This is a genomic window from Microbacterium sp. zg-B96 (assembly GCF_030246865.1).
Classification (GTDB): domain Bacteria; phylum Actinomycetota; class Actinomycetes; order Actinomycetales; family Microbacteriaceae; genus Microbacterium.
Genome location: NZ_CP126738.1, coordinates 475,643 through 497,649, shown reverse-complemented (window position 1 = coordinate 497,649; position 22,007 = coordinate 475,643). Strand labels below are relative to the sequence as shown.

General features: G+C 68.0%; 27 protein-coding genes. 1 reads left to right on the top strand and 26 read right to left on the bottom strand.

Going from position 1 to position 22,007, the window contains the following annotated elements; all coding sequences use genetic code 11:
* The first annotated feature begins 426 nt into the window (after positions 1 to 426).
* Positions 427 to 1,395, top strand: a complete 969-nt coding sequence (locus tag QNO11_RS02205) for a hypothetical protein (RefSeq protein WP_257509093.1) — start codon at positions 427 to 429, stop codon at positions 1,393 to 1,395.
* Positions 1,396 to 1,488: 93 nt separating this feature from the next.
* Here QNO11_RS02205 and QNO11_RS02200 read toward each other — a convergent pair whose 3' ends face one another.
* The 26 genes from QNO11_RS02200 to QNO11_RS02075 all read right to left on the bottom strand — a co-directional run bounded on the left by QNO11_RS02200 (position 1,489) and on the right by QNO11_RS02075 (position 21,875).
* Complete coding sequence (locus QNO11_RS02200) at positions 1,489 to 2,166, bottom strand: DsbA family protein (RefSeq protein WP_257509092.1); 678 nt, start codon at positions 2,164 to 2,166, stop codon at positions 1,489 to 1,491.
* A gap of 11 nt (positions 2,167 to 2,177) precedes the next feature.
* Positions 2,178 to 3,008, bottom strand: coding sequence for a type I methionyl aminopeptidase (gene map / locus QNO11_RS02195; RefSeq protein ID WP_257509223.1), 831 nt, complete (start codon positions 3,006 to 3,008; stop codon positions 2,178 to 2,180).
* Positions 3,009 to 3,012: 4 nt separating this feature from the next.
* Positions 3,013 to 3,603, bottom strand: a complete 591-nt coding sequence (locus tag QNO11_RS02190) for an adenylate kinase (RefSeq protein WP_257509091.1) — start codon at positions 3,601 to 3,603, stop codon at positions 3,013 to 3,015.
* Positions 3,600 to 4,925 carry a preprotein translocase subunit SecY gene (gene secY, locus QNO11_RS02185; protein ID WP_257509090.1) on the bottom strand — a complete coding sequence of 442 codons (1,326 nt, stop codon included), beginning with the start codon at positions 4,923 to 4,925 and terminating at the stop codon, positions 3,600 to 3,602. Before secY ends, QNO11_RS02190 begins: the two co-directional genes overlap by 4 nt.
* 101 nt (positions 4,926 to 5,026) lie before the next feature.
* The gene (gene rplO, locus QNO11_RS02180) at positions 5,027 to 5,581 is read right to left on the bottom strand and encodes a 50S ribosomal protein L15 (protein WP_257509089.1); all 555 of its coding nucleotides are present in this window, start codon (positions 5,579 to 5,581) and stop codon (positions 5,027 to 5,029) included.
* A complete protein-coding gene (gene rpmD, locus QNO11_RS02175; protein WP_257509088.1) occupies positions 5,581 to 5,766 on the bottom strand; it encodes a 50S ribosomal protein L30 in 186 nt (61 codons plus the stop codon). Before rpmD ends, rplO begins: the two co-directional genes overlap by 1 nt.
* Entirely contained in the window at positions 5,766 to 6,470 is a 705-nt protein-coding gene (gene rpsE, locus QNO11_RS02170; RefSeq protein WP_257509087.1) for a 30S ribosomal protein S5, read from the bottom strand. Before rpsE ends, rpmD begins: the two co-directional genes overlap by 1 nt.
* Positions 6,467 to 6,826 carry a 50S ribosomal protein L18 gene (gene rplR, locus QNO11_RS02165; protein ID WP_257509086.1) on the bottom strand — a complete coding sequence of 120 codons (360 nt, stop codon included), beginning with the start codon at positions 6,824 to 6,826 and terminating at the stop codon, positions 6,467 to 6,469. The genes rpsE and rplR overlap by 4 nt, the downstream gene beginning before the upstream one ends.
* Positions 6,827 to 6,828: 2 nt before the next feature.
* Positions 6,829 to 7,365: a 50S ribosomal protein L6 gene (gene rplF / locus QNO11_RS02160; RefSeq protein ID WP_257509085.1), complete on the bottom strand. Its 537-nt coding sequence runs from the start codon at positions 7,363 to 7,365 to the stop codon at positions 6,829 to 6,831.
* A 5-nt stretch (positions 7,366 to 7,370) separates the two neighbouring features.
* Positions 7,371 to 7,769, bottom strand: coding sequence for a 30S ribosomal protein S8 (gene rpsH / locus QNO11_RS02155; protein WP_257509084.1), 399 nt, complete (start codon positions 7,767 to 7,769; stop codon positions 7,371 to 7,373).
* A gap of 136 nt (positions 7,770 to 7,905) precedes the next feature.
* Entirely contained in the window at positions 7,906 to 8,496 is a 591-nt protein-coding gene (gene rplE, locus QNO11_RS02150) for a 50S ribosomal protein L5 (protein ID WP_257509083.1), read from the bottom strand.
* Between the two features lie 2 nt (positions 8,497 to 8,498).
* On the bottom strand, positions 8,499 to 8,840 hold the full coding sequence (gene rplX / locus QNO11_RS02145) for a 50S ribosomal protein L24 (RefSeq protein ID WP_257509082.1): 342 nt from the start codon (positions 8,838 to 8,840) through the stop codon (positions 8,499 to 8,501).
* Between the two features lie 2 nt (positions 8,841 to 8,842).
* Entirely contained in the window at positions 8,843 to 9,211 is a 369-nt protein-coding gene (gene rplN / locus QNO11_RS02140; protein WP_257509081.1) for a 50S ribosomal protein L14, read from the bottom strand.
* 34 nt (positions 9,212 to 9,245) lie between these two features.
* Positions 9,246 to 9,614: a 30S ribosomal protein S17 gene (gene rpsQ, locus QNO11_RS02135; RefSeq protein ID WP_257509080.1), complete on the bottom strand. Its 369-nt coding sequence runs from the start codon at positions 9,612 to 9,614 to the stop codon at positions 9,246 to 9,248.
* On the bottom strand, positions 9,614 to 9,928 hold the full coding sequence (rpmC, locus tag QNO11_RS02130; RefSeq protein WP_257495802.1) for a 50S ribosomal protein L29: 315 nt from the start codon (positions 9,926 to 9,928) through the stop codon (positions 9,614 to 9,616). The genes rpsQ and rpmC overlap by 1 nt, the downstream gene beginning before the upstream one ends.
* On the bottom strand, positions 9,928 to 10,347 hold the full coding sequence (rplP, locus tag QNO11_RS02125; RefSeq protein WP_005050509.1) for a 50S ribosomal protein L16: 420 nt from the start codon (positions 10,345 to 10,347) through the stop codon (positions 9,928 to 9,930). The genes rpmC and rplP overlap by 1 nt, the downstream gene beginning before the upstream one ends.
* Positions 10,347 to 11,108 carry a 30S ribosomal protein S3 gene (gene rpsC, locus QNO11_RS02120; RefSeq protein ID WP_257509079.1) on the bottom strand — a complete coding sequence of 254 codons (762 nt, stop codon included), beginning with the start codon at positions 11,106 to 11,108 and terminating at the stop codon, positions 10,347 to 10,349. Before rpsC ends, rplP begins: the two co-directional genes overlap by 1 nt.
* On the bottom strand, positions 11,108 to 11,506 hold the full coding sequence (rplV, locus tag QNO11_RS02115; RefSeq protein ID WP_257509078.1) for a 50S ribosomal protein L22: 399 nt from the start codon (positions 11,504 to 11,506) through the stop codon (positions 11,108 to 11,110). The genes rpsC and rplV overlap by 1 nt, the downstream gene beginning before the upstream one ends.
* 26 nt (positions 11,507 to 11,532) lie before the next feature.
* Positions 11,533 to 11,814 (bottom strand): 30S ribosomal protein S19, encoded by a 282-nt coding sequence (gene rpsS, locus QNO11_RS02110; RefSeq protein WP_045246805.1) that lies wholly within the window; start codon positions 11,812 to 11,814, stop codon positions 11,533 to 11,535.
* A 12-nt stretch (positions 11,815 to 11,826) separates the two neighbouring features.
* Positions 11,827 to 12,666 carry a 50S ribosomal protein L2 gene (gene rplB, locus QNO11_RS02105; RefSeq protein WP_257509077.1) on the bottom strand — a complete coding sequence of 280 codons (840 nt, stop codon included), beginning with the start codon at positions 12,664 to 12,666 and terminating at the stop codon, positions 11,827 to 11,829.
* A gap of 25 nt (positions 12,667 to 12,691) precedes the next feature.
* Positions 12,692 to 13,003, bottom strand: a complete 312-nt coding sequence (gene rplW / locus QNO11_RS02100; protein WP_257509076.1) for a 50S ribosomal protein L23 — start codon at positions 13,001 to 13,003, stop codon at positions 12,692 to 12,694.
* A complete protein-coding gene (rplD, locus tag QNO11_RS02095; RefSeq protein WP_257509075.1) occupies positions 13,000 to 13,662 on the bottom strand; it encodes a 50S ribosomal protein L4 in 663 nt (220 codons plus the stop codon). Before rplD ends, rplW begins: the two co-directional genes overlap by 4 nt.
* A gap of 2 nt (positions 13,663 to 13,664) precedes the next feature.
* Positions 13,665 to 14,324, bottom strand: coding sequence for a 50S ribosomal protein L3 (rplC, locus tag QNO11_RS02090; RefSeq protein WP_257509074.1), 660 nt, complete (start codon positions 14,322 to 14,324; stop codon positions 13,665 to 13,667).
* Between the two features lie 8 nt (positions 14,325 to 14,332).
* The gene (rpsJ, locus tag QNO11_RS02085; protein WP_005050520.1) at positions 14,333 to 14,641 is read right to left on the bottom strand and encodes a 30S ribosomal protein S10; all 309 of its coding nucleotides are present in this window, start codon (positions 14,639 to 14,641) and stop codon (positions 14,333 to 14,335) included.
* Positions 14,642 to 15,071: 430 nt separating this feature from the next.
* Positions 15,072 to 15,341: an Rv0909 family putative TA system antitoxin gene (locus QNO11_RS02080; protein WP_306817316.1), complete on the bottom strand. Its 270-nt coding sequence runs from the start codon at positions 15,339 to 15,341 to the stop codon at positions 15,072 to 15,074.
* Positions 15,342 to 15,566: 225 nt separating this feature from the next.
* A complete protein-coding gene (locus tag QNO11_RS02075) occupies positions 15,567 to 21,875 on the bottom strand; it encodes a SpaA isopeptide-forming pilin-related protein (protein ID WP_285169607.1) in 6,309 nt (2,102 codons plus the stop codon).
* Positions 21,876 to 22,007 lie beyond the last annotated feature (132 nt).

The window sequence follows — 22,007 nt, the reverse complement described above, 5'->3', positions numbered from 1 at the left end:
CGCTTACAGTTATGCGGACCGGTCGGTCTGCGGTGGATGGGATTCGGTGCGGCGACACGCCAAAATAGGCGCAACGCACCAAACGTCAAGCATACGTGGTAGTACCGCGTGCGGCAACTCGGGCGTGTCGACGCGCCGCGTCGGGCGTGTCGCGCCGCACCCGGCTGCCCGGGCCCCGCCGCTATCGCGCCGCCCCCGGCTGCCCGGGCCCCGCGGCTATCGCGCCGCCCTCTCCCCCGAGAAACCACTTCTCGGGCGAGAAACCATGCATCGCGGTGTTTCTCATCCGAAACGTGGTTTTTCAGCGGCGTCGACGTCGGGCCCGTGCGCGCGGCGCTTCCTCCACAGGGCGCGGATGGGCGGTGCTGTCCCCGGATCGGGATGCGGGCGCCGACGCCGGATGCCGCGCGTGCGCACGCTGGGGACATGAAATCGCTGCAGATCGCGCCCGCCCCCGTCATGCTCACGCTGCAGGGCGACGCCGCGCACGCCGGGCTGCGCGTCCGCGCGGGCGCGGCCGTGATCAGGGTGCGTCCGGGCGTTTACGCGCCCCGGGACCAATGGGTCAGGCTCCAACCGTGGGAGCGGTATCGAGCGCGGGTCCATGCGTTTCACCTCAAGCATCCCGACGCGATCCTCGCCCTCGAGTCCGCCGCCGCGGCGATGGGCCTCCCCGTCTTCGGGGAGCCCCGCGACATTCACGTCTACGACCCGGAGCGCACCAGCTCCCGCCGCTTCGGCGACGTCTGCGTACACACCAGCGCCGATGCCAAGCCCGTCGAGCTGCGCGGCGGCATGCTGATGACGGCGCCGGCTGCCACCGCCGTCGACCTCATGCGGGTGCTGCCCCCGGCGTTCGGACTTGCTGTCGCGGATGCCGTGGTGTCGGCGAGCCGGCCCGATGCGGCATCCGTCGACCTGCTGCGTGAGATCGCCGGCTCGCAGGTGAACCGGCGTGGCAGCGCCCGCGTGGCACTGCTGCTGGAGCTGGTGGATCCGCGGTCGGAGTCCGTGGGCGAGACAGTCAGCCACGCGGTCATCGTCTGGCTCGGGTACGAGGGCCCCGAACTGCAAGTCGAGTTCGTCGCCGAGGGCTTCGTCGACCGGGCCGACTTTTTCTGGCGTCGCGCGAGCGTGATCGGCGAGTCAGACGGTTACGGCAAGTACGTCGGCACCGATGCCGCGGACACCGTGGCACGAATCGTGAACGAGAAGCAGAGGGAAGATCGCCTCCGCCGCCAGGTGCGCGAGTTCACCCGGTGGGATTGGGCCACGGCGATGCGCGTCGCCCCGTTGGACGAGCGACTCGGCCGCGCCGGCGTGCCGCGCGTGCGGCCCCCGCAGCGTGCCCTGCTGGCGACGCTGCGACACAACCCGCGGTCGTTGCCGAAGTGAGAAACCACCTCTCGGTCGAGAAACCACGCGGTGCGTGGTGTCTCATCCGAGAAGTGGTTTCTCAGCGCGGGCGCGGGCGCGGAAGCGCGGGCGTTACATCCCCAGGCGGGACGTCAGGTCGGCGGTCACATCGCCGGTGATCGTCACGTACTCGCCGTTCACCAGCAGCGTCGGGGTGCCGGCGGAGCCCTCGGGGCTCTCCGGCAGCTCCTGCGCCTGCGACAGCACGAAGTCCGCGTACGTCTCGTCGGCGATGCACTCGGCGGCGTCGGGGGCACCGGCATCCGCCGCGATTTGCGCGAGCTCGTCGTCGGTCAGGCCCTGCCCGGTCGGGTGCGTGGCGAAGACGGCGGTCATGAAGTCGTACGCCGCCTGCCCGCTGGTCTCGGCGACGCAGTACATCGCGCTGGCCGAGCGGGCCGAGAACTCGGTGCCGGATGCCGCGTTGAGCGAGGCCAGCGCCACCGGCTGCACCCGCAGGGTGATGGCGTTCGAATCCACGAGCTCGCTGATCGTGGATCCGTACGCATCCTCGAAGTCCTGGCAGTGAGGGCAGTAGAAGTCCATCCACAGCTCGACCTCGTCCGCGCCGTCACCGACGACGATCGCGCCGGTCTCGGCTTCGATCGAGGACCCCGTGGGGGCGGATGCCTCGGGCGAGGCGGCACTGTTCATCCACCACACCAGCGCTCCGACGCCGACCAGCACGACGACGACCGCGGCGCTGACCCATACCGCGAACCAGTTGGTCTTGTTCCCTGCCGATGCCACGAAGTTGTCCCCTATTCGATCCTGCGCGGGACAACGCCGAACGGCGCCAGACCCGCAGCTCCGCCATCGGGCGCGGTGAGCACCCAGATACCGCCATCATGCACCGCGACGCTGTGCTCCCAGTGGGAGCCGACTGAGCCGTCGATGGTAGAGACCGTCCAGTCGTCGTCCTCGACGAGAGTCTCTTCGCTGCCGGCGACGACCATCGGCTCGATCGCCAGGCACAGGCCAGGGCGGACCTCGGCGCCGAGGTCGGCCGTGCGGTAGTTGAACACCGACGGCGCCTCGTGCATCTTGCGTCCGATGCCGTGGCCCACGTAGTCGCGGAGGATCCCGTAGGTCTCCCCCGACGATTCGATGTACCCCTGCACGGCGTCGCCGACCTCGGCGATGTGCCGCGCGTTCGCCAGTGCGGCGATGCCGGCCCACAGCGACCCCTCGGTCACCTGGGACAGCCGCTCGCGCTCGGCCACCAGCTCGGGCCGCGACGGATCGGGCACGACGATCGTGATCGCCGAGTCGCCGTTCCAGCCCTGGTACTGCGCGCCGGCGTCGATCGAGACGATGTCGCCCGGTTGCAGCACGCGGTCACTCGGGATCCCATGCACCACCTGCTCGTTCACCGACGTGCAGACGGTGTGGCGGTAGCCGCGCACCAGCTGGAAGTTCGACACCGCGCCGCGTGCACGGATGACCTCGGATGCCGCGGCATCCAGTTCCAACGTCGTCACGCCGGGTGCCACGAGCGCACGGACGGCGTCCAGGGCCGCGGCGGTGATGAGGCCGGGTTCAACCATGGCCCGCAGCTGTGCGGGGGTCTTGTAGATCGAGCGGCGCAGCACGTCGTCAGGCGCCGACGAGGTCGCGCGCGGCCAGTGCCGCGGTGACCCGCTCGGTGATGTCATCGAGCGTGCCGACGCCGTCGATCGTGTCGACGATGCCGCGCTCGCGGTAGACGTCGAGGATGGGCGCGGTCTCGCGCTCGTAGATCGACAACCGCTTGGCGATGGCCTCTTCGGTGTCGTCGGCCCGGCCCTGCTCGTGCGCGCGACGCGTCAGCCGCGTCATGCTCTCGTCCCGCGGGACGCTCAGCTCGATGACGCCGGTGAGCTCCTCGCCGCGCGCGGCCAGGAAGGCATCGAGGTCGGCGACCTGACCGAGGTTGCGGGGATACCCGTCGAGGAGGAACCCGCCCGCGGCATCCGCCTGCGCCAGCCGCTCGCGCACGATCGCGCTGGTCAGCTCGTCGGGTACCAGGTCACCGGCATCGATGATCGCCTGCACCTGCTTTCCGAGCTCGGTGCCGTCCTTCACGGCGGCGCGGAACACGTCGCCGGTGGAGATGACGGGGATGCCGAACGCTTCGGCGATGCGCACGCCCTGCGTGCCCTTGCCCGAGCCCTGCGGCCCGACGATGAGGAGACGAGGGGTGGTCATCGGAGGAGTCCTTCGTAGTGGCGCTGCTGCAGCTGCGCGTCGATCTGCTTCACCGTCTCCAGACCCACGCCGACGATGATGAGGATGGATGCCCCACCGAACGGGAAGTTCTGGTTCGCACCGACCGTGGCCAGGGCGATCAGCGGGATCAGGGCGATGAGACCCAGGTAGATCGAGCCGGGAAGCGTGATGCGGGTGAGCACGTAGTCCAGGTACTCGGCGGTGGGCCGGCCGGCACGGATGCCGGGGATGAACCCGCCGTACTTCTTCATGTTGTCCGCGACGTCGACCGGGTTGAACGTAATCGCGACGTAGAAGTAGGTGAATCCGACGATGAGCAGGAAGTACACCAGCATGTACAGCGGGTTGTCACCGGTGGTGAAGTACTGCTGGATCCACGCGACCCAGCCGGGCACGTTGCCTTCGGCATCCGGGTTCTGGTTGAACTGTGCGATCAGCGCGGGGATGTACAGCAGCGACGAGGCGAAGATGACGGGCACGACGCCGGCCATGTTCACCTTGATCGGGATGTAGGTGTTGGTGCCGCCGTAGGTGCGGCGTCCCACCATGCGCTTGGCGTACTGCACCGGGATGCGGCGCTGGGACTGTTCGACGAACACGACGAGGCCGACGGTGAGCACGCCGACGGCGAGCACCATGAGGAAGATCTCGAAGCCGCGGGCCTGCCAGATCGACCACATGGCCGAGGGGAAGGTCGCCGCGATCGAGGTGAAGATGAGGATCGACATGCCGTTGCCGACGCCACGCTCGGTGATGAGCTCGGCGAACCACATGATGAGGCCGGTGCCGGCGGTCAGCGTGATGATCATGAGCAGCTGGGCCCACCACGCGTCGTTGGTGAGCAGCTGGTTGCACTCCGCGACGCCGGTGACGCCGAACAGCTGACCGCTGCGGGCCACCGTGATGAGGGTGGTCGACTGCAGCAGCGCCAGCGCGATGGTGAGGTAGCGCGTGTACTGCGTGAGCTTGCCCTGGCCGGCCTGGCCCTCCTTGTAGAGGGTCTCGAAGTGCGGGATCACCACGCGCAGCAGCTGCACGATGATGGTGGCCGTGATGTAGGGCATCACACCGAGCGCGAAGATCGACAGCTGCAGCAGCGCCCCACCGGAGAACAGGTTCACCAGGGACATCAGGCCCTCGGTGCCGCCCGACTGCGCGAGACACGACTGCACGTTGGGGAAGTCGACGAAGGGCGTCGGCACGTGCGCGCCGAGGCGGTAGATGGCGATGATCGCGAGCGTGAAGCCGATCTTCCGCCGCAGGTCGGGTGTGCGGAAGACCCGCGCAATGGCGCTGAACAAGTCGGATTCCTCCAAGGGGATTGCCGGTCACCCCGCGGGCGCGGCATCAACCAGCGTACGGCAACAGGGGCCGGAGACTTGCTCCGACCCCTGTCACGCGATTACTTGATAGTGCCGCCAGCTGCGACGATCTTCTGCTCAGCAGAGCCGGAGACCTTGTCGACGGCCACGGTGAGCTTGACGGAGATGTCGCCGGTGCCCAGCACCTTGACCTTCTCGTTCTTGCGCACGGCACCCTTGGCGACCAGGTCGCTCACGGTGACGTCGCCACCGTTGGGGTACAGCTCGGCGAGCTTGTCGAGGTTGACCACCTGGTACTCGACGCGGAACGGGTTCTTGAACCCGCGCAGCTTCGGCGTACGCATGTGCAGCGGCATCTGACCGCCCTCGAAGCCGACCCGAACGCTGTAACGCGCCTTCGTGCCCTTGGTGCCTCGACCCGCGGTCTTACCCTTGGAGCCTTCACCACGGCCGACGCGAGTCTTGGCGGTGTTGGATCCGGGGACCGGACGCAGGTGGTGCACCTTCAGCACGCCGGGACGGGACGCCGGAGCATCCGTCTTCGGTGCAGCCTTGGCAGCGGCCGGCTTCTTAGCGGCAGCCTTCTTGGGCGCGGCCTGAGCGGCCTCGTCCTTCTTCTTGGCCTGTTCAGCCATTAGTCGATCTCCTCAACCTTCACGAGGTGGGCGACGGTCTTGACGTAGCCGCGCGTCTGCGCGTCGTCCGGACGGACGACAGTGTCGCCGATCCGCTTGAGACCGAGGCTGCGCAGCGTGTCGCGCTGGTTCTGCTTCTCGCTCACTTTGGACTTGGTCTGCGTGACCTTCAGACGGGCAGCCATCAGGCACCAACCTTCTTCTCGCGCGCGGCCTCGGCAGCAGCTGCCTCGGCGCGGATGAGACGGGCGGGAGCAACCTGATCGAAGTCCAGGCCACGGCGTGCGGCAACCGCACGCGGCTCCTCAAGGCTCTTCAGAGCCGCGACGGTCGCGTGCACGATGTTGATCGTGTTCGACGAACCGAGCGACTTCGAGAGCACGTCGTGGATGCCGGCGCATTCGAGCACGGCACGCACCGGACCACCGGCGATGACACCGGTACCGGCAGCAGCCGGACGCAGCAGCACAACACCGGCAGCGGCCTCACCCTGCACCGGGTGCGGGATGGTCGAGCCGACACGGGGCACGCGGAAGAAGTTGCGCTTGGCCTCTTCAACACCCTTGGAAATGGCCAGGGGCACCTCGCGGGCCTTGCCGTATCCGACGCCGACCAGACCGTTGCCGTCGCCCACGACCACGAGGGCGGTGAAGCTGAAGCGGCGACCACCCTTGACGACCTTGGACACACGGTTGATCGTGACGACGCGCTCGAGGAACTGGCTCTCGTTGCGGTCACGCGAGTTGCGCTCCCGGTTGGGGTTGCGCTCGCGACCGCCGCGACGCGGCTCGCGCTCGGCAGCCGCCGTCTCGGGCGCCGCTGTAGCGGCCTCGGCCGTAGCCGCAGCCGGAGCGGTTTCGGTCACTTCGTTCTCCTTGTTCTCGCTCACAGGTTCAGGCCTCCCTCGCGGGCGCCTTCGGCGATCGCGGCCACACGACCCGCGTAGCGGTTGCCACCACGGTCGAACACGACGTCGACGACGCCGGCGGCCTTCGCACGCTCGGCGACGAGCTCGCCGACCTTGCGGGCCTTGGCAGTCTTGTCACCGTCGAAGGTACGCAGGTCAGTCTCGAGCGTCGATGCCGACGCCACGGTGTGACCCTTGCTGTCGTCGACCAGCTGGACGAAGACGTGGCGGGCCGAACGGGTGACGACGAGGCGCGGACGCGCTTCGGTGCCGACGACCTTCTTGCGCAGGCGCGCGTGACGACGCGCACGTGCGACGGACTTGGAAGTCACAGCCATGGTTACTTACCAGCCTTTCCGGCCTTGCGCCGAACGACCTCGCCGGCGTAGCGCACACCCTTGCCCTTATAGGGCTCGGGCTTGCGGATCTTGCGGATGTTGGCGGCAGCCTCACCGACGGCCTGCTTGTCGATGCCGCTCACGGTGACCTTGTTGTTGCCTTCGACCGTGAACGTGATGCCTGCCGGCGGTTCGACCAGCACGGGGTGCGAGAAGCCGAGGGCGAACTCGACCGAGCCGCCCTTCTGTGCGACGCGGTAACCGGTGCCGACGACCTCAAGGCCCTTGGTGTAGCCCTGGGTGACGCCGATGATGTTGTTGTGGATGAGCGTGCGGGTCAGGCCGTGAAGCGACCGCGACTCGCGCTCGTCGTCGGGACGGGAGACCAGAACCTGGCCCTCCGTGACCGCGACCTCGATGGGGCGCGAAACGGTGAGGTTGAGCTCACCCTTGGGGCCCTTGACGGAGACATCCTGGCCGGAGACCTCGACGGTAACGTCGGCGGGGATGTCGATGGGAAGACGACCGATGCGGGACATTCAGATCACCACACGTAGGCGAGGACTTCCCCACCGACGCCCTTCGACTCGGCCTGGCGGTCCGTGAGGAGGCCAGAGGAGGTGGACAGGATTGCTACGCCAAGGCCGCCGAGCACGGTGGGGATCTCGGTGGAGCGTGCGTAGACGCGGAGACCCGGCTTCGACACGCGCTTGATGCCGGCGATCGACCGCTCGCGGTTCGGGCCGTACTTCAGGGTCAGCGTGAGGGTCTGGCCGACGCGGGCGTCAGTGACCTCCCAGCCGGCGATGTAGCCCTCCTGCTGGAGGATCTCGGCGATGTGAGTCTTGAGCTTGGAGCTCGGCAGCGACACGGAATCGTGGTGGGCCGAGTTCGCGTTGCGCAGACGGGTCAGCATGTCTGCGACCGGGTCTGTCATTGTCATGTGTTTGTTCCTTCGTTCACGAGGTTTCGGATGCCGTTACGCGACAGCCGACCTGCGATGATTTCGCAGTATTCAGTTGTACGGACGTTTGGTCCCGGACCGCAGGGTCCGGGACCAAACGCCACAGTCTATCGGATTACGCCTGGGCGTCGTCGGCACGGAAGGGGAAGCCCAGCTGACGAAGCAGCGAGCGACCTTCCGCGTCGGTGGCCGCCGTGGTGACGACAGTGATGTCGAAGCCGCGAACGCGATCGATCTTGTCCTGGTTGATCTCGTGGAACACCGACTGCTCCTGCAAGCCGAAGGTGTAGTTGCCGTGACCATCGAACTGCTTGGGCGACAGTCCGCGGAAGTCGCGGATGCGCGGCAGCGCGAGGTTCACGAGGCGGTCCAGGAACTCCCACGCACGGTCACCGCGAAGGGTGACGTGCGCACCGATGGCCTGACCCTCGCGCAGCTTGAACTGCGCGATGGACTTGCGAGCCTTGGTGACAACCGGCTTCTGGCCGGTGATCTTGGTGAGGTCGTCGACCGCACCATCGATCACCTTGCTGTCACGCGCAGCCTCACCGACACCGGTGTTGACGACGACCTTGACGATCCGAGGGATCTGCATGACGTTCGCGTAGCCGAACTCTTCCTGCATCGCCTTCTGGATCTCGTTCTTGTACTTCTGCTTCAGGCGGGGCTGGATCTTGCCAGCCACCGCGGCAGGTGCAGTGCTCATTCTCAGAGGTCCTTGCCTGACTTCTTCGCGAAGCGCACGCGGACCGTGCGCTTGACGCCGTTCTTGGTCTGCTCCTCGACGCGGCGGCCGATACGGGTCGGCTTCTTCGTCTCGGGGTCGACCAGGGCGACGTTGGAGATGTGGAGGGGGGCTTCGAGGGTCTCGATGCCACCCGTCTTGGTGCCGCGCTGGGTCTGACCCACACGGGTGTGCTTGGTGACGTAGTTCACGCCTTCGACGACGACGCGGTTGCGCTCGACGAGGACCTCGAGGACCTTGCCCTGCTTACCGTTGTCGGCGCCCGTGATGACCTGAACCAGGTCGCCCTTCTTGATCTTCGCCATGATCAAATAACCTCCGGGGCCAGCGAGACGATCTTCATGAACTTCTTGTCGCGAAGCTCACGACCGACCGGCCCGAAGATGCGGGTGCCGCGGGGCTCCCCATCGTTCTTCAGGATCACGGCGGCGTTCTCGTCGAACTTGATGTACGAGCCGTCGGGACGACGGGTCTCCTTGACGGTGCGCACGATGACGGCCTTGACCACATCGCCCTTTTTGACGTTGCCGCCGGGGATGGCATCCTTCACCGTTGCCACGATGATGTCGCCCACACCGGCGTACCGGCGGGCGGAGCCGCCGAGCACACGGATGGTGAGCAACTCTTTGGCACCGGTGTTGTCGGCAACCTTGAGTCGGGATTCGTTCTGAATCACTTCTTACTCCTTGGATTCCAAGCAGGCCGAAGCCTTACTTGGCCTTCTCGAGGATCTCGACCAGGCGCCAGCGCTTGGTGGCGCTCAGCGGGCGGGTCTCGTTGATGAGCACGAGGTCGCCGATACCGGCCGTGTTGCCCTCGTCGTGCGCCTTGACCTTGGAGGTGCGACGGATGACCTTGCCGTAGAGGGGGTGCTTAACGCGGTCCTCAACCTCGACGACGATCGTCTTGTCCATCTTGTCGCTGACCACGTAGCCGCGGCGGGACTTGCGATATCCGCGCGCGTTGACGTCGCGGACATCGTGCTCGGACGACTCGTGGCCCTTGGCCTCGACCGGTGCGGCCGTGGTCTTGGGGGCTGCCTTCTTGGCAGGAGCCTTCTTCTCGGTGGTCTCAGCCATCACTCGGCCTCTTCCTTCACGGCCTCGTCAGCGGCATCCGCCTTCTTGGCCTTGGTCTTCTTCGCCTTGGTCGCGGTCTCTACGGGCGCGGGCGTGGCACGGATGCCCAGCTCGCGCTCGCGGATCACGGTGTACAGCCGCGCAATGTCACGCTTGACGGCACGGATGCGACCGTGGCTGTCGAGCTGGCCGGTGGCCGACTGGAAGCGCAGGTTGAACAGCTCTTCCTTGGCCTTGCGCAGCTCCTCCACGAGGCGCTGGTCTTCGAACGTATCGAGCTCGCTTGGTGCGAGCGTCTTGGTGCCGACAGCCATTACGCGTCGCCCTCCTCGCGCTTGATGATGCGTGCCTTCAGGGGCAGCTTGTGAATTGCACGGGTCAAAGCCTCGCGAGCAAGCTGCTCGTTGACGCCCGCGACCTCGAAGAGGACGCGACCCGGCTTGACGTTGGCAACCCACCACTCGGGCGAGCCCTTACCGGAACCCATGCGGGTTTCGGCCGGCTTCTTGGTGAGCGGACGGTCGGGGTAGATGTTGATCCACACCTTTCCGCCACGCTTGATGTGACGCGTCATGGCGATACGAGCGGACTCGATCTGACGGTTGGTCACATACGCCGGCGTGATGGCCTGGATGCCGAACTCGCCGAAGGAGACCTTCGTGCCACCGGTGGCCTGGCCTGAACGACCGGGGTGGTGCTGCTTGCGGTACTTGACCTTACGGGGAATAAGCATTACGCCGATGCTCCTTCTGCGACGGGGGCGTCGTTGCGCGGACCACGGCGGCGGTCGCCGCCACGGTCGTCACGGCCACGGGCTGCCTTCGGAGCGTTGGCCTGCTCGCGGGCGAGCTCCTTGTTGGTGAGATCACCCTTGTAGATCCAGACCTTCACGCCGATGCGGCCGAAGGTGGTCTTTGCCTCGTAGAAGCCGTAGTCGATGTTCGCGCGCAGCGTGTGCAGCGGCACACGACCCTCGCGGTAGAACTCCGAACGGCTCATCTCGGCGCCGCCGAGGCGGCCGGAGACCTGGATGCGGATGCCCTTGGCACCGGCGCGCTGAGCGCCCTGCAGACCCTTACGCATCGCGCGGCGGAAAGCCACGCGGGCGGAGAGCTGCTCGGCGATGCCCTGCGCGACCAGCTGAGCGTCAGCCTCGGGGTTCTTGACCTCGAGGATGTTCAGCTGGATCTGCTTGCCGGTGAGCTTTTCGAGGTCCGAGCGAATGCGCTCAGCCTCGGCGCCGCGGCGGCCGATCACGATACCCGGGCGGGCGGTGTGGATGTCCACACGCACACGGTCACGGGTGCGCTCGATCTCGATGTTGCTGACGCCGGCGCGGTCGAGCGACGTGGTCAGCAGACGACGGATCTTGATGTCCTCCGCGACGTAGTCGGCGTAGCGCTGGCCCGGCTTGGTCGAGTCGGAGAACCACCGCGAGACGTGATCGGTGGTGATGCCGAGGCGGAAGCCGTACGGGTGAACTTTCTGTCCCATTACTTGCTCGCCTTCTTGCTAGTCGTGGCGGGGGCAGCGGCCTGGACCTCGGGGGTCGCCAGCTCCACAGTGATGTGGCTGGTCCGCTTCTTGATCTGGAACGCGCGACCCTGTGCACGGGGGCGGAAACGCTTCAGCGTCGTGCCCTCGTCGACGTACGCGTTCTTCACGTACAGGTCCTGCTCGTCCAGGTACTCGCCGTCCTTGTCGGCAGCGACGCGAGCGTTCGCCATAGCCGAGGCGACGAGCTTGTAAATCGGCTCGGAAGCACTCTGCGGCGCGAACTTCAGGATGGCCAAGGCCTCCTGAGCCTGCTTGCCCTTGATGAGAGCGACGACACGACGAGCCTTCTGAGGGGTCACGCGGATGTGTCGCACGCGGGCGATGGAATCCACCATCTCTCTCTCCTCTCTGCGCCACCGCGTTAGCGGCGGCGGCCCTTCTTGTCGTCCTTCTCGTGGCCGCGGAAGGTGCGGGTGGGCGCAAACTCGCCCAGCTTGTGGCCGACCATGGTTTCGGTCACGAACACAGGGATGTGCTTGCGACCGTCGTGCACGGCGATGGTGTGTCCCAGCATTGCGGGGATGATCATCGAACGGCGCGACCAGGTCTTGATGACGTTCTTGGAACCGGCTTCGTTCTGCGAGACGACCTTGCGAAGCAGGTGCTCGTCGACGAAGGGGCCCTTCTTAAGGCTGCGAGGCATCTTCCTCTACTCCTACTTGCGCTTCTTGCCGGCGTTGCGACGACGGACGATGTACTTGTCGCTTTCCTTGTTGGCGTGACGGGTGCGACCCTCAGCCTGGCCCCAGGGGCTGACCGGGTGACGACCACCGGACGTCTTGCCCTCGCCACCACCGTGGGGGTGGTCGACCGGGTTCATCGCGACACCGCGGACGGTCGGGCGGATGCCCTTCCAGCGGTTACGACCGGCCTTGCCCCAGTTGATGTTCGACTGCTCGGCGTTGCCGACCTCGCCGATGGTTGCACGGCAGCGCGCGTCGACGTTGCGGATCTCACCCGAGGGCAGACGAAGCTGCGCGTACGGGCCGTCCTTTGCGACCAGACGCACAGAGGCGCCGGCCGAGCGGGCGATCTTGGCACCGCCGCCGGGGCGGAGTTCGATCGCGTGGATCACGGTACCGGTGGGGATGTTGCGCAGCGGCAGGTTGTTGCCCGGCTTGATGTCAGCGCCGGAACCCGACTCCACGATGTCGCCCTGTGCCAGCTTGTTCGGCGCGATGATGTATCGCTTCTCGCCGTCGAAGTAGTGCAGCAGCGCGATGCGTGCGGTGCGGTTGGGGTCGTACTCGATGTGAGCGACCTTGGCGTTGATGCCGTCCTTGTCATGACGACGGAAGTCGATGACGCGGTACTGACGCTTGTGGCCACCACCGATGTGACGCGTGGTGATGCGTCCCTGGTTGTTGCGACCACCGGTCTTGGAGAGCGGGCGGAGGAGCGACTTCTCAGGCGTCGATCGGGTGATCTCGGCGAAGTCGGCCACCGACGAGCCGCGGCGACCCGGGGTCGTGGGCTTGTACTTGCGAATAGCCATGTTCTCTAGTCCTCTGTCCCGACCGTCAGCCGACTGCCGTGAAGATGTCGATGGTTCCCGACTTGAGCGTCACGATGGCGCGCTTGGTGTCCTTGCGCTTGCCCATCCCGAAGCGGGTGCGACGTGCCTTGCCGGGGCGGTTGAGCGTGTTCACCGAGGCCACCTTGACGTCGAAGATCTTCTCGATGGCGAGCTTGATCTCGGTCTTGGAGGCGCGGGGATCCACGAGGAAGGTGTACTTACCCTCGTCGATGAGCCCGTAGCTCTTCTCGGAAACGACCGGCTTGAGGATGACGTCGCGCGGGTCCTTGTTCAGTGCGATGTGCGCGGTGGTCATGCCGAGACCTCCTCGGTGTTGGCCGTCTTCGACGCGACGAACGCGTCGTAGGCGGCCTTGGTGAAGACGATGTCGTCGGAGACGATCACGTCGTAGGCGTTCAGCTGGTCGAAGGTCAGCACGTGCACGACCTCGAGGTTGCGCAGGCTCTTGACGCTGATCTCGTCGTTGCGGTCGATGACCACGAGAACCCGCTTCGCGGAGGCGAACTCGGCGAGCACCGCAGCTGCGGCCTTCGTCGAGGGGGCGCCGTCGATCGCGAAGGACTCGACGATGTGCAGACGTTCCCCGCGAGCACGGTCGCTGAGCGCGCCCAGCAGGGCGGCGGCGATCATCTTCTTGGGGGTGCGCTGCGAGTAGTCACGCGGCTTCGGGCCGTGGACAATGCCACCACCCTTCATCTGGGGCGCGCGGATCGAGCCCTGACGGGCGTTACCGGTGCCCTTCTGCTTGAAGGGCTTGCGGCCGGCACCGGAGACCTCACCGCGACGCTTGGTCGAGTGAGTGCCCTGGCGTGCGGCGGCAAGCTGCGCGACGACGACCTGGTGGATCAGGGGGATGTTCGTCTTGACGTCGAACAGCGCGGCGGGCAGCTCCACGGAGCCGGCCTTCTTGCCATCGGCAGTGCGAACGTCGAGCGCGAGAGTCGAGTCAGCCATGTTCAGGCACCCTTCACTGCGTTGCGGACGTAGACGATGCGGCCGCGCGCGCCGGGGACAGCGCCCTTGACGAGCAGCAGACCCTTCTCGGCGTCGACGGCGTGCACCTTGAGGTTGAGGACGGTCACGCGCTCGCCACCCATACGGCCGGCCATGCGCATGCCCTTGAAGACGCGGCTCGGGGTCGACGATGCGCCGATCGAGCCGGGCTTGCGGTGGTTACGGTGCGAACCGTGCGAAGCCGAGACGCCCTTGAAGTTGTGACGCTTCATGACACCCGCGGTGCCCTTGCCCTTGCTGGTGCCGACGACGTCGACCAGCTGGCCGGCCTCGAACGTGGCATCCACCGTGAGTTCCTGACCGAGTGAGTAGTCAGCAGCGTCAGCGGTGCGCACCTCGGTGAGGTGGCGACGGGGGGTCACGCCTGCGGCCTCGAAGTGGGCCGTGAGGGGCTGGTTGACCTTGCGGGGGTCGATCTGGCCGTACGCGATCTGAACGGCCTTGTAGCCGTCCTTCTCGGGCGTACGCACCTGGGTGACCACGTTGGGTGCAACCTCGATGACGGTGACGGGAACGAGCTTGCCGTTCTCATCCCAAACCTGGGTCATGCCGAGCTTCGTGCCCAGGAGACCCTTCGAAATCTTGTTGTTGATGTCAGCCATGTCGAACCTCAGAGCTTGATCTCGATGTTGACGTCGGCCGGCAAGTCGAGACGCATCAGCGAGTCGACGGCCTTGGGCGTCGGGTCGATGATGTCGATCAAGCGCTTGTGGGTGCGCATCTCGAAGTGCTCGCGGCTGTCCTTGTACTTGTGGGGCGACCGGATGACGCACACGACGTTCTTCTCGGTCGGCAGGGGCACGGGGCCCACAACCGTCGCGCCCGCACGGGTCACGGTGTCGACGATCTTGCGCGCCGACGTGTCGATGACCTCGTGGTCATACGACTTCAGGCGAATGCGGATTTTCTGTCCCGCCATTGTCTGCTCACTCTCTATCCGCGTCTTACGTCTCACAGGTCGTGAGCGCATTGGACGCACGGTGGCGCTGGAGCGCCTGGCACTTCTCCACCGCCGGGGCGGGGGATGCTGCACCGCTGTTCTCATGTCAAACCGCACACCCGAAGGCATCCGGCTCCCCCACGACCCGCGCGCATGGCGGTGACCCGTTGCCGGGTCGGGTGTGTGGGATGTGGTGTTCTGCTGCCCGCGGCCTAGGACCCTGCGCATTTCGCGCCGCCTATGCACTGCCGTGACAGTGATCCGGGGCACGCTCAGCGGCCACCGGAATGTGGAACTTCACTAGTGTACGTGCCGCCCGGGCGTGTCGCAAACTCGGGCGTGTCGCGGGATGGATGCCGTCGCGGGTCGGTCTCGCGTCGTCGAGGCGGCAGCTGGTGCCGCTTGTCCCCTACGCGCCGCCGACCGGACCGGCGGGGGTGTCGTCGTCGCCGGTGGCGTCGGGCTTGTTCTTACCGAGGGCCCCGTCCACCTTCTCGCGGACCTTGTCGATCTTCTCGCCGGCGGAGTCCGGCGCGATCTTCTTGACGAACTCGGTCGCCGCCTGCAGCACCTTGTCGCTGACTTCCTCCGCCTTGTCCGAGCGCAGGGCCCGCTCGATCTTCTCCCGGTTCTGCTCGAGGAATTCCTTGCCCTTGTTCACCACGTCGTCAACGCCCATGTCGCTCTCCTCCTCCGCGGACCGTCCGCTTGGTTCCAGCATGCCGCGGTGGTGGCCGGATGTCAGCGCCGGGATGAGGAGATCCGCCCGGATGCGGCCCCGGTCCGGCCCTGACATCCTCACCTCGGCAGATCTCCTCACCCGAGCCGGTGCCTTTCGGCCAGCGGATGCCGCGCCCCGGACGCACGAAACCCCCCGGATCCCTCCGGGGGGTTTCGGTCACCCCTACGCCCGATGGTGCCTCCGGCGGAGCATCATCAGCAGCAAGATGCCCCCGATGAGCGTCGTCCCCCCGAGCCAGGTCGCCGCGATCGGCAGGGTGCCGCCCGTGCCGGCGAGCCCGGGTGCGGGTGCCGGCGCCGGCGGGACGGGGACCGCGCAGCCGCTGTCGACGGCCACGCCGCCGGGGTGCGTTGCGGCGGCGGTGTTGAAGAACCCGCCGCCGTCCTCAGTGCACACCAGCGCGGTGCCGGGCAGCGGGCTCTGCGTCGACGCGGCATCCACCCGGTAGGTGTAGGTGTCCACGCCTCCCGCCGGAATCTCCACGTCGGCGACGCTCGGGGACCCTACCCAGCCCTGCGCGAGGATCGTGAACGCGGTGTCGAAGTCGGGAGCGTCGGTGAGGGTGTAGGTCGTCGGCTGCAGCCCGGGGTTGGTGACCGTCACGACGTAGTCGATGCGCCACCGGCCCTGGCCGAGTTCACTCACCGTGCCGTCGGACTTCTCCAGCTGTACCGGCACCACGACCAGTCCGCTGCAGTCCTCATCCGTCGCCTCGAACGCGCCGTTGTCCACCCTCGCGGTGTTCCAGACGCCACCGTCCGCCGACGTCTCCCCGCAGGTGAGCGCGTCGGGGTCGGCGCCGACGACGCTCACCTGTCCGGTCACGGTGTAGGTGTGGGTCGCACCGTCGGGAAGCAGGCCGGTCGCGACCGTCGGCTGCTGTACGCCGTCCCAGTCGGGGGTGAGAGTGGCGGTGCCCGCGCCTGCCGGGTCGATCACGGGGCCGGTCACCGCCCACGGCGTCACGAGGGTGATCCCGCCGGTGAGCTCGTCGGGGCGATCCTCGAGCGTGTATGCGACGGTGACGCCGCTGGTGTTGGACACCGTCACGGCGTAGGACACGGCCCAGACGCCCGCACCGAGCGGCGTGGCAGCCTCGGCGGTCTTGGTGACCGTGGGGCCGCCGGGCTCCGCGCAGCCGTCGTCGGCATCGGTGCCGCCGGGGAAGGCGATCGCCACGGTGTTGAAGAAGGCTCCACCCTCGCCGGGCTCACACTCCAGCGACGGCTCCTCCACGGCGGGGTCGATGGATGCCACGACTCGGTGGGTGTACTGGGCCGTCGCCCCGGCCGCGAGCGGGCTGTTCGGCGCCGGAGCGCCGCCGACCCACGTTGCCGAGATCAGGTTGATCCCCTCGCCCAGCGCCGGCGCGTCGGTGAGTGTGTGCGTCGTGGCGACCTCGTCGCTGGTGTTGGCCACGGTCACGACGTAATCGATCTGCCAGGTCCCGTCGGGCAGCTGCTGCGCCGCGCCGTCGCCCTTGTCGACGGTCACGCCGGCGATCTGCACCGTCACGCAGCCCTCGGCATCCACCACGATCTCGCCGGAGGTGACGCCCGCCGTATTGACGATGCCACCGCCCGTCGCACACTCCCCCGGGTCCGCCGCGTCGTTGGTCGGGGTCAGCACCCCGCTGACGGTGTACGTGAAGACCGCCGCCGGCTCCAGTTGTCCGGTCCACACGTCCGCCGTCTCGCCCGGTGCCGCTGTCGAGGCGGCGGGGGCGGGGGTGTCGCCCTCGGCTGCGATCGTCCAGGCCCCGTCGGCGAGGATCCACCCGTCGGGCACGGCCGGGAGCGTGTCGGTCAGCTCCGCCTGCACCGCCACCGCACCGGGGTTCGTGAGCGTGAGGGTGTACGAGACGTTCCACGAGGCGTCGGGGTTCTGGGTGGCCGGGTCGACGCCCGTCTTCACCAGGGTCGGGAACGCCGGCTCGGCGCAGCCGAACACGGTCTGGTCGTCCTCGCCGGTCGCCGACAGCGTCGCCGCGTTGAGGAAGCCGCCCGCCGTGGGTACACCGGGGGCGGTGTCGCATCGCCACTCGTCGCCGTCCTGGGTGCCGTCGGCGATCTCGGCCGTGACCGTCACCGTGTAGGTGTGCGTCGCCCGCGCCTGCGGGTCGCCGCTGGTCGGCAGCGCGGCGTCGGTGGCGAGGGTGGCGGTGCCGGCCGGCAGGGTGAACGTGCCGGACGTGCCGTCGGGCCCGGTCCAGCTGGCCGCGGTCGGCGTGATCCCGTCGCCGTACTGCAGCTCGTCGGCGAGGCTGTAGATGAACGTCGAGGTGTCGGAGTTGTTGGTGACGACGATGTCGTAGGAGATGGTCCACGTGCCGTCGGCGTTCTGCACCGGCGAACCGTCCGTCACCTGCTTGTCGATCGTCCCCTCCGCCCGGATCGCCGTGTTGACGATCTCGCACGTGACGTCGACGCCGAGGCTGAGCCGCACGACTCCGGCCGAGACGAGCGGATAGGCGGCGCCGCCTTCGGTCTCGACGCAGGCCCAGTCGCCCGCGGTGTATCCGGATGGTCCGAACGTCTCCGACAGCGTGTAGTCGACATCGGCGGCCACCTGCCCCGAGAGGGCGGCGGTGGTCTCTCCGGTGCGCGTGCCTTCGCCCGACAGCAGGGGATCGCTGTCCCCGGCGACGGCGTTGAGGGTCCATTGCTCGGGCGTGGCCGAGCCGACGCCGCCCTGGTTGTCGACGTTCTTCACGAGCGTGAGCGTCGGGGCGATCGAAGCGTTGATGAACGTGCAGGTGACGGCCTGGCCGTTGGCGACCGTGACCACCGGTGAGTCGAGGCTCACCCCGCCCGTGTCGCACGACAGCGCCGTCCACGCGTAGTCGGCGATCTGGTCGACCTCGGCCAGCGTGTAGCTGCCGGCAGGCACGGTCTGGGTCTGGGCGTGGTCGAAGGCGATCGCCTCGCCCGTGGCGGGCTGGGCCGTGAGCCGCTGGTCCCAGTCGGCCGGTTCGGCGCTGCCGCCCAGGGTGTTGTCGACGTCCTTGAGCAGGGTGAGCGAGCCGGGCACGTCGTCGTTGACGAAGGTGCAGGTGACGGCCTGGCCCACCTCGAGGGTCAGGGTGGGGCTGGCCGGTGAGACGTCGGCGCCGTTGTCGCACGTGAGCGACTCCCACGTGTAGCCATCGGGTCCGTCCTCGGCGAGGGTGTACGGGACCCCGCCGAAGACGGGCACCGCGGTGACCGCTTCCGTGCCGGTGACGCCGGTCACCTCAGGTTCGCCCGGGCTGGTCGCCGACAGCGTCCAGTCGGTTTCGGCGGCGGTGCCGCCGTCGTCAGTGGTCACCGTCTTGACGAGGGTGAGGGTGGGTGCGACGTCGACGTTGACGAAGCGGTAGGTGTTCGTGCCGAGCGCGGGCACGGTGACCGTGGGATCCACGATGACCCACGCCCCCGCGACCAGCTGCTCCAGGGCGAACTGGCGGTACCCGGGGCCGCCCCCGGCTTCGGAGAGCGTGTAGCTCTGGCCGGGCCTGACGGCGAAGGTGTTGTCCGCGGTCGCGCTCGGGGCGCCGGTGACGGTGGTGGGCGTCAGGCCGGGCACCGCCCCGCCGGGGTCGGCGGTCAGGTCCCAGGCATCCTCGGTGAGGGTTCCGCCCTCGTCGTTGATCACCTGCTTGAGCAGCACGATCGTGGCGGTCTGGTTGGTCGCCGTGCAGGTGACCTCCTGCCCGAGCGACACGGTGACGCCGCCGTCCGCGCCGTCGTAGTCGCCGACGCCGTCGACGACGCAGTCCCAGCTGCCGGTGGCCCCGTCGATCAGCGTGACCCCCTCCTCGACGGTCTGCACATACGTGGCCGGCCCGGTCTCGGTGAGCAGGTACCGCACGCCCGGGGTCACCGGCGCGGTCGTCCCGCTCACGCCCGACGGGCCCTCGACACCGGTGCCGCCGATCGGCGACGCGGTGAGCGTGAAGTCGCCGACGGTCGCGTCGCCGTTCGCGATGGACTTCACCAGCGTGAGCGACGTGACGCACGTGACGGTGTTCGTCACGGTCACCACGTTCGGGTCGTCGGGGGTGATGACGTGAGCGCCGGCGCCCGTCGACTCGTAGGTGCAACCGGAGGGCAGGTCACTCACCTCTTCGCCGATGGCGACGGTGTCCCCCACGGTGTACTGCGGGTAGGTGGTGCCGAACGTGCGCGGCTCACCGTCGAGGGTCAGGTCGGCGTTACCCACCGGCTGCGTGCCGTCCTCATAGGGGACGCCGTCGATGACCCACGCTTTATCCACGCGCAGCGACACCGTGGGTTCCGGTGCTCGGTTGTACACCGTGCAGGTGACGATGTCGCCCTGCTGCGCCGTGGTCGTGAACCCGAACTCGCCGGCGTCGGTGACGGGCACAGCTGTCCCTGCGGTGTCCGTACAGGCGGCGTTGACGCCGTCCTGTTGGACGAGCTCGAACCCCGGTTGCTGCGTCTCGGTGACGGTGACGTCAGCCGTGCCGCCGGCGGGGATGTCGTTGGCGGCGAAGCTGACCGCACCGGTCTCGTTGGTCACAGCGGATACCGGATCGAGCGTGACTCCCTCGGTATCGGTCGCCGCGTCGAAGGTCCACCCCGGTGAGGGGACCGCGTCGGCGATCTCGCCCTCCGCCGGAATCACGAGTTTGGTGACGTTGACGGTGCCGGCGCACTCGCCCAGCGCCCGCTCCTCGAGAAACGCCTGCAGATCCTCGTAGCCGTCGACGAGGAAGTAGTCCTGACCGATGGTGGGCCCGGAGATCGCCTGCAGGTTCTGCTCCTCACCGGCCGAGGCCGGTCCGATGCCCACGCCCACGACAGTGGTGCCGCGTTCGATCTTGAGCGCGTTGGCCGAGGCGACGGCGTTTTCCATCTCGACGAAGCGGGTGCGGTTGCCGGGGCCCGACGGCGCGCCGCCGGAGCCGGTTCCGGGAGGGCCGTAGTAGGTGGGGCTGCCGTCGGTGAGGACGAGCAGCACGTCCAGCGTGTCGGCTGTGCTGGCCCCCGCGACCTGCCAGAGCCCCTGGTCCCAGTTCGTGCCCTGCTCCCACCCGCCCGTGTTGACCACGGTCAGGCTGTTCGCCTTGGCGCGCACCGTGGCAGCCCCTGCGGCGGTGGACACCGGCGTGAGCGGCAGGGTGGTGTTCGCGCTGCCCGCCGCCGGCGCACCGCCGGCGAAGGTCCAGATGCCGATGGAGGAGGGAGTCCCCTCCAGGACGTCGACGAAGCCCGCCGCCGCGTTGCGCAGGTCCTGCTGCGAGCTTTGCAGGGAGTTGGAGAGGTCTACCAGCAGCCCTACGCGCAGCCCGCAGGTCTGTGCCAGCGTCGGGTTGATCGCGGCGTTGGCCCACTGGCTGCCCCGCGCCTGCAGGTTGGTGTTGCCGCCGGTCTGCGCGGGGTAGCTCACCCGCTCGCCGGCCGGGATCACGTCGGTGCGCAGCCGGTACGGCTGCTGGGTGACCGTCGTCGATGTGCCGACGTCGAAACTGTCGATGATCCGGTACCCGGCCGGCGCCGCCGTCTCGATGACCCAGTACTGCGCACCGGAGGGCACCGTCACCTCGCAGAGACCGTTCTCCTCGGTCACGCACGTGCCGACCAGGTTTGCGGGGCTGGTGTCTGGCTGCGTCGCCGTGCCGCCGCTGTAGACCGCGAACGTGGCGCCCGCCAGCGGCGCGACGCTCTGGGCGCCGGTGCGCTCGCCGCCCTTGCTCAGCACGAGGGTGCCCGGCGCGGTGTAGGTGTGCGTGAAGGTGCAGGAGGCGACCAACGATGAGTTCCCGGTGCCGATGAACTGCACGAGGGCCTCGGCCTCGGTGAACTGCAGGCGGGTGGTCCCGCTGGTGTCGTTGAGGAAGCAGCTGAGCGTCGTGGTGTAGTTGTCGGTGACCCCGGGTGTCCCGATCGCCTCCAGTGTGTAGGAGCCGGGCTTGGCGACGCGGCGCGACTGCCCGCTGGTGAAGTCGTACCAGTCCTCGGAGCCGACGATGTTGGCGCGCAGCGCCCAGTCGGCCGGAGTCGCCGAGCCGCCCTGCACGACGTTCACGATGTTCAGCGTGCCGCAGACGGTGTTTCCCCCCACACAGTCGCTGACGGCAGCCAGCGGCGTCACGATTCCGGGATCGTCCACAAGCGGAGCCGGCTCCTCGGCGGTTGCCGGCGGGTCCGTGGCGGGTGGCTCGGTCGCCTCGGGCTCGGCGGGCAGGGGCGCCTCGGTCGGGGGCGGCTCGGGCGCCGGCTGCTCAGGCGCGGGAGCAGGGGCAGGAGCCTCCGGGGCCGGCGGCTCGGGCGCGGGCGACTCCGCCGGTACCGGCGGGGTCGGGGGCACGACAGCGGCCAGAGCGGTGCCCGGTGCGGTGTTCGCGAAGGTGAGGCCTGCAACCAGCAACGCGATCAGCGCGATGCCTGTGCGGCGCCGCCCCCGCCGCTGCAGCGACCCTGGTCGCTCTGCCCGCCGTTGATTCCGCGCACTCCGAATACCGCTCATCCCAGACCCTCGTCGCTTTCGTCGACGTGCGGGCAGCCCCGAAGCGGACTCCCAAGACACGCGTTCCTCTGCGGCATGTGGCCCCCCAGGGCCGCCTGCAGCGCGAGCTCATGGACAAGCTACAAACCGCCC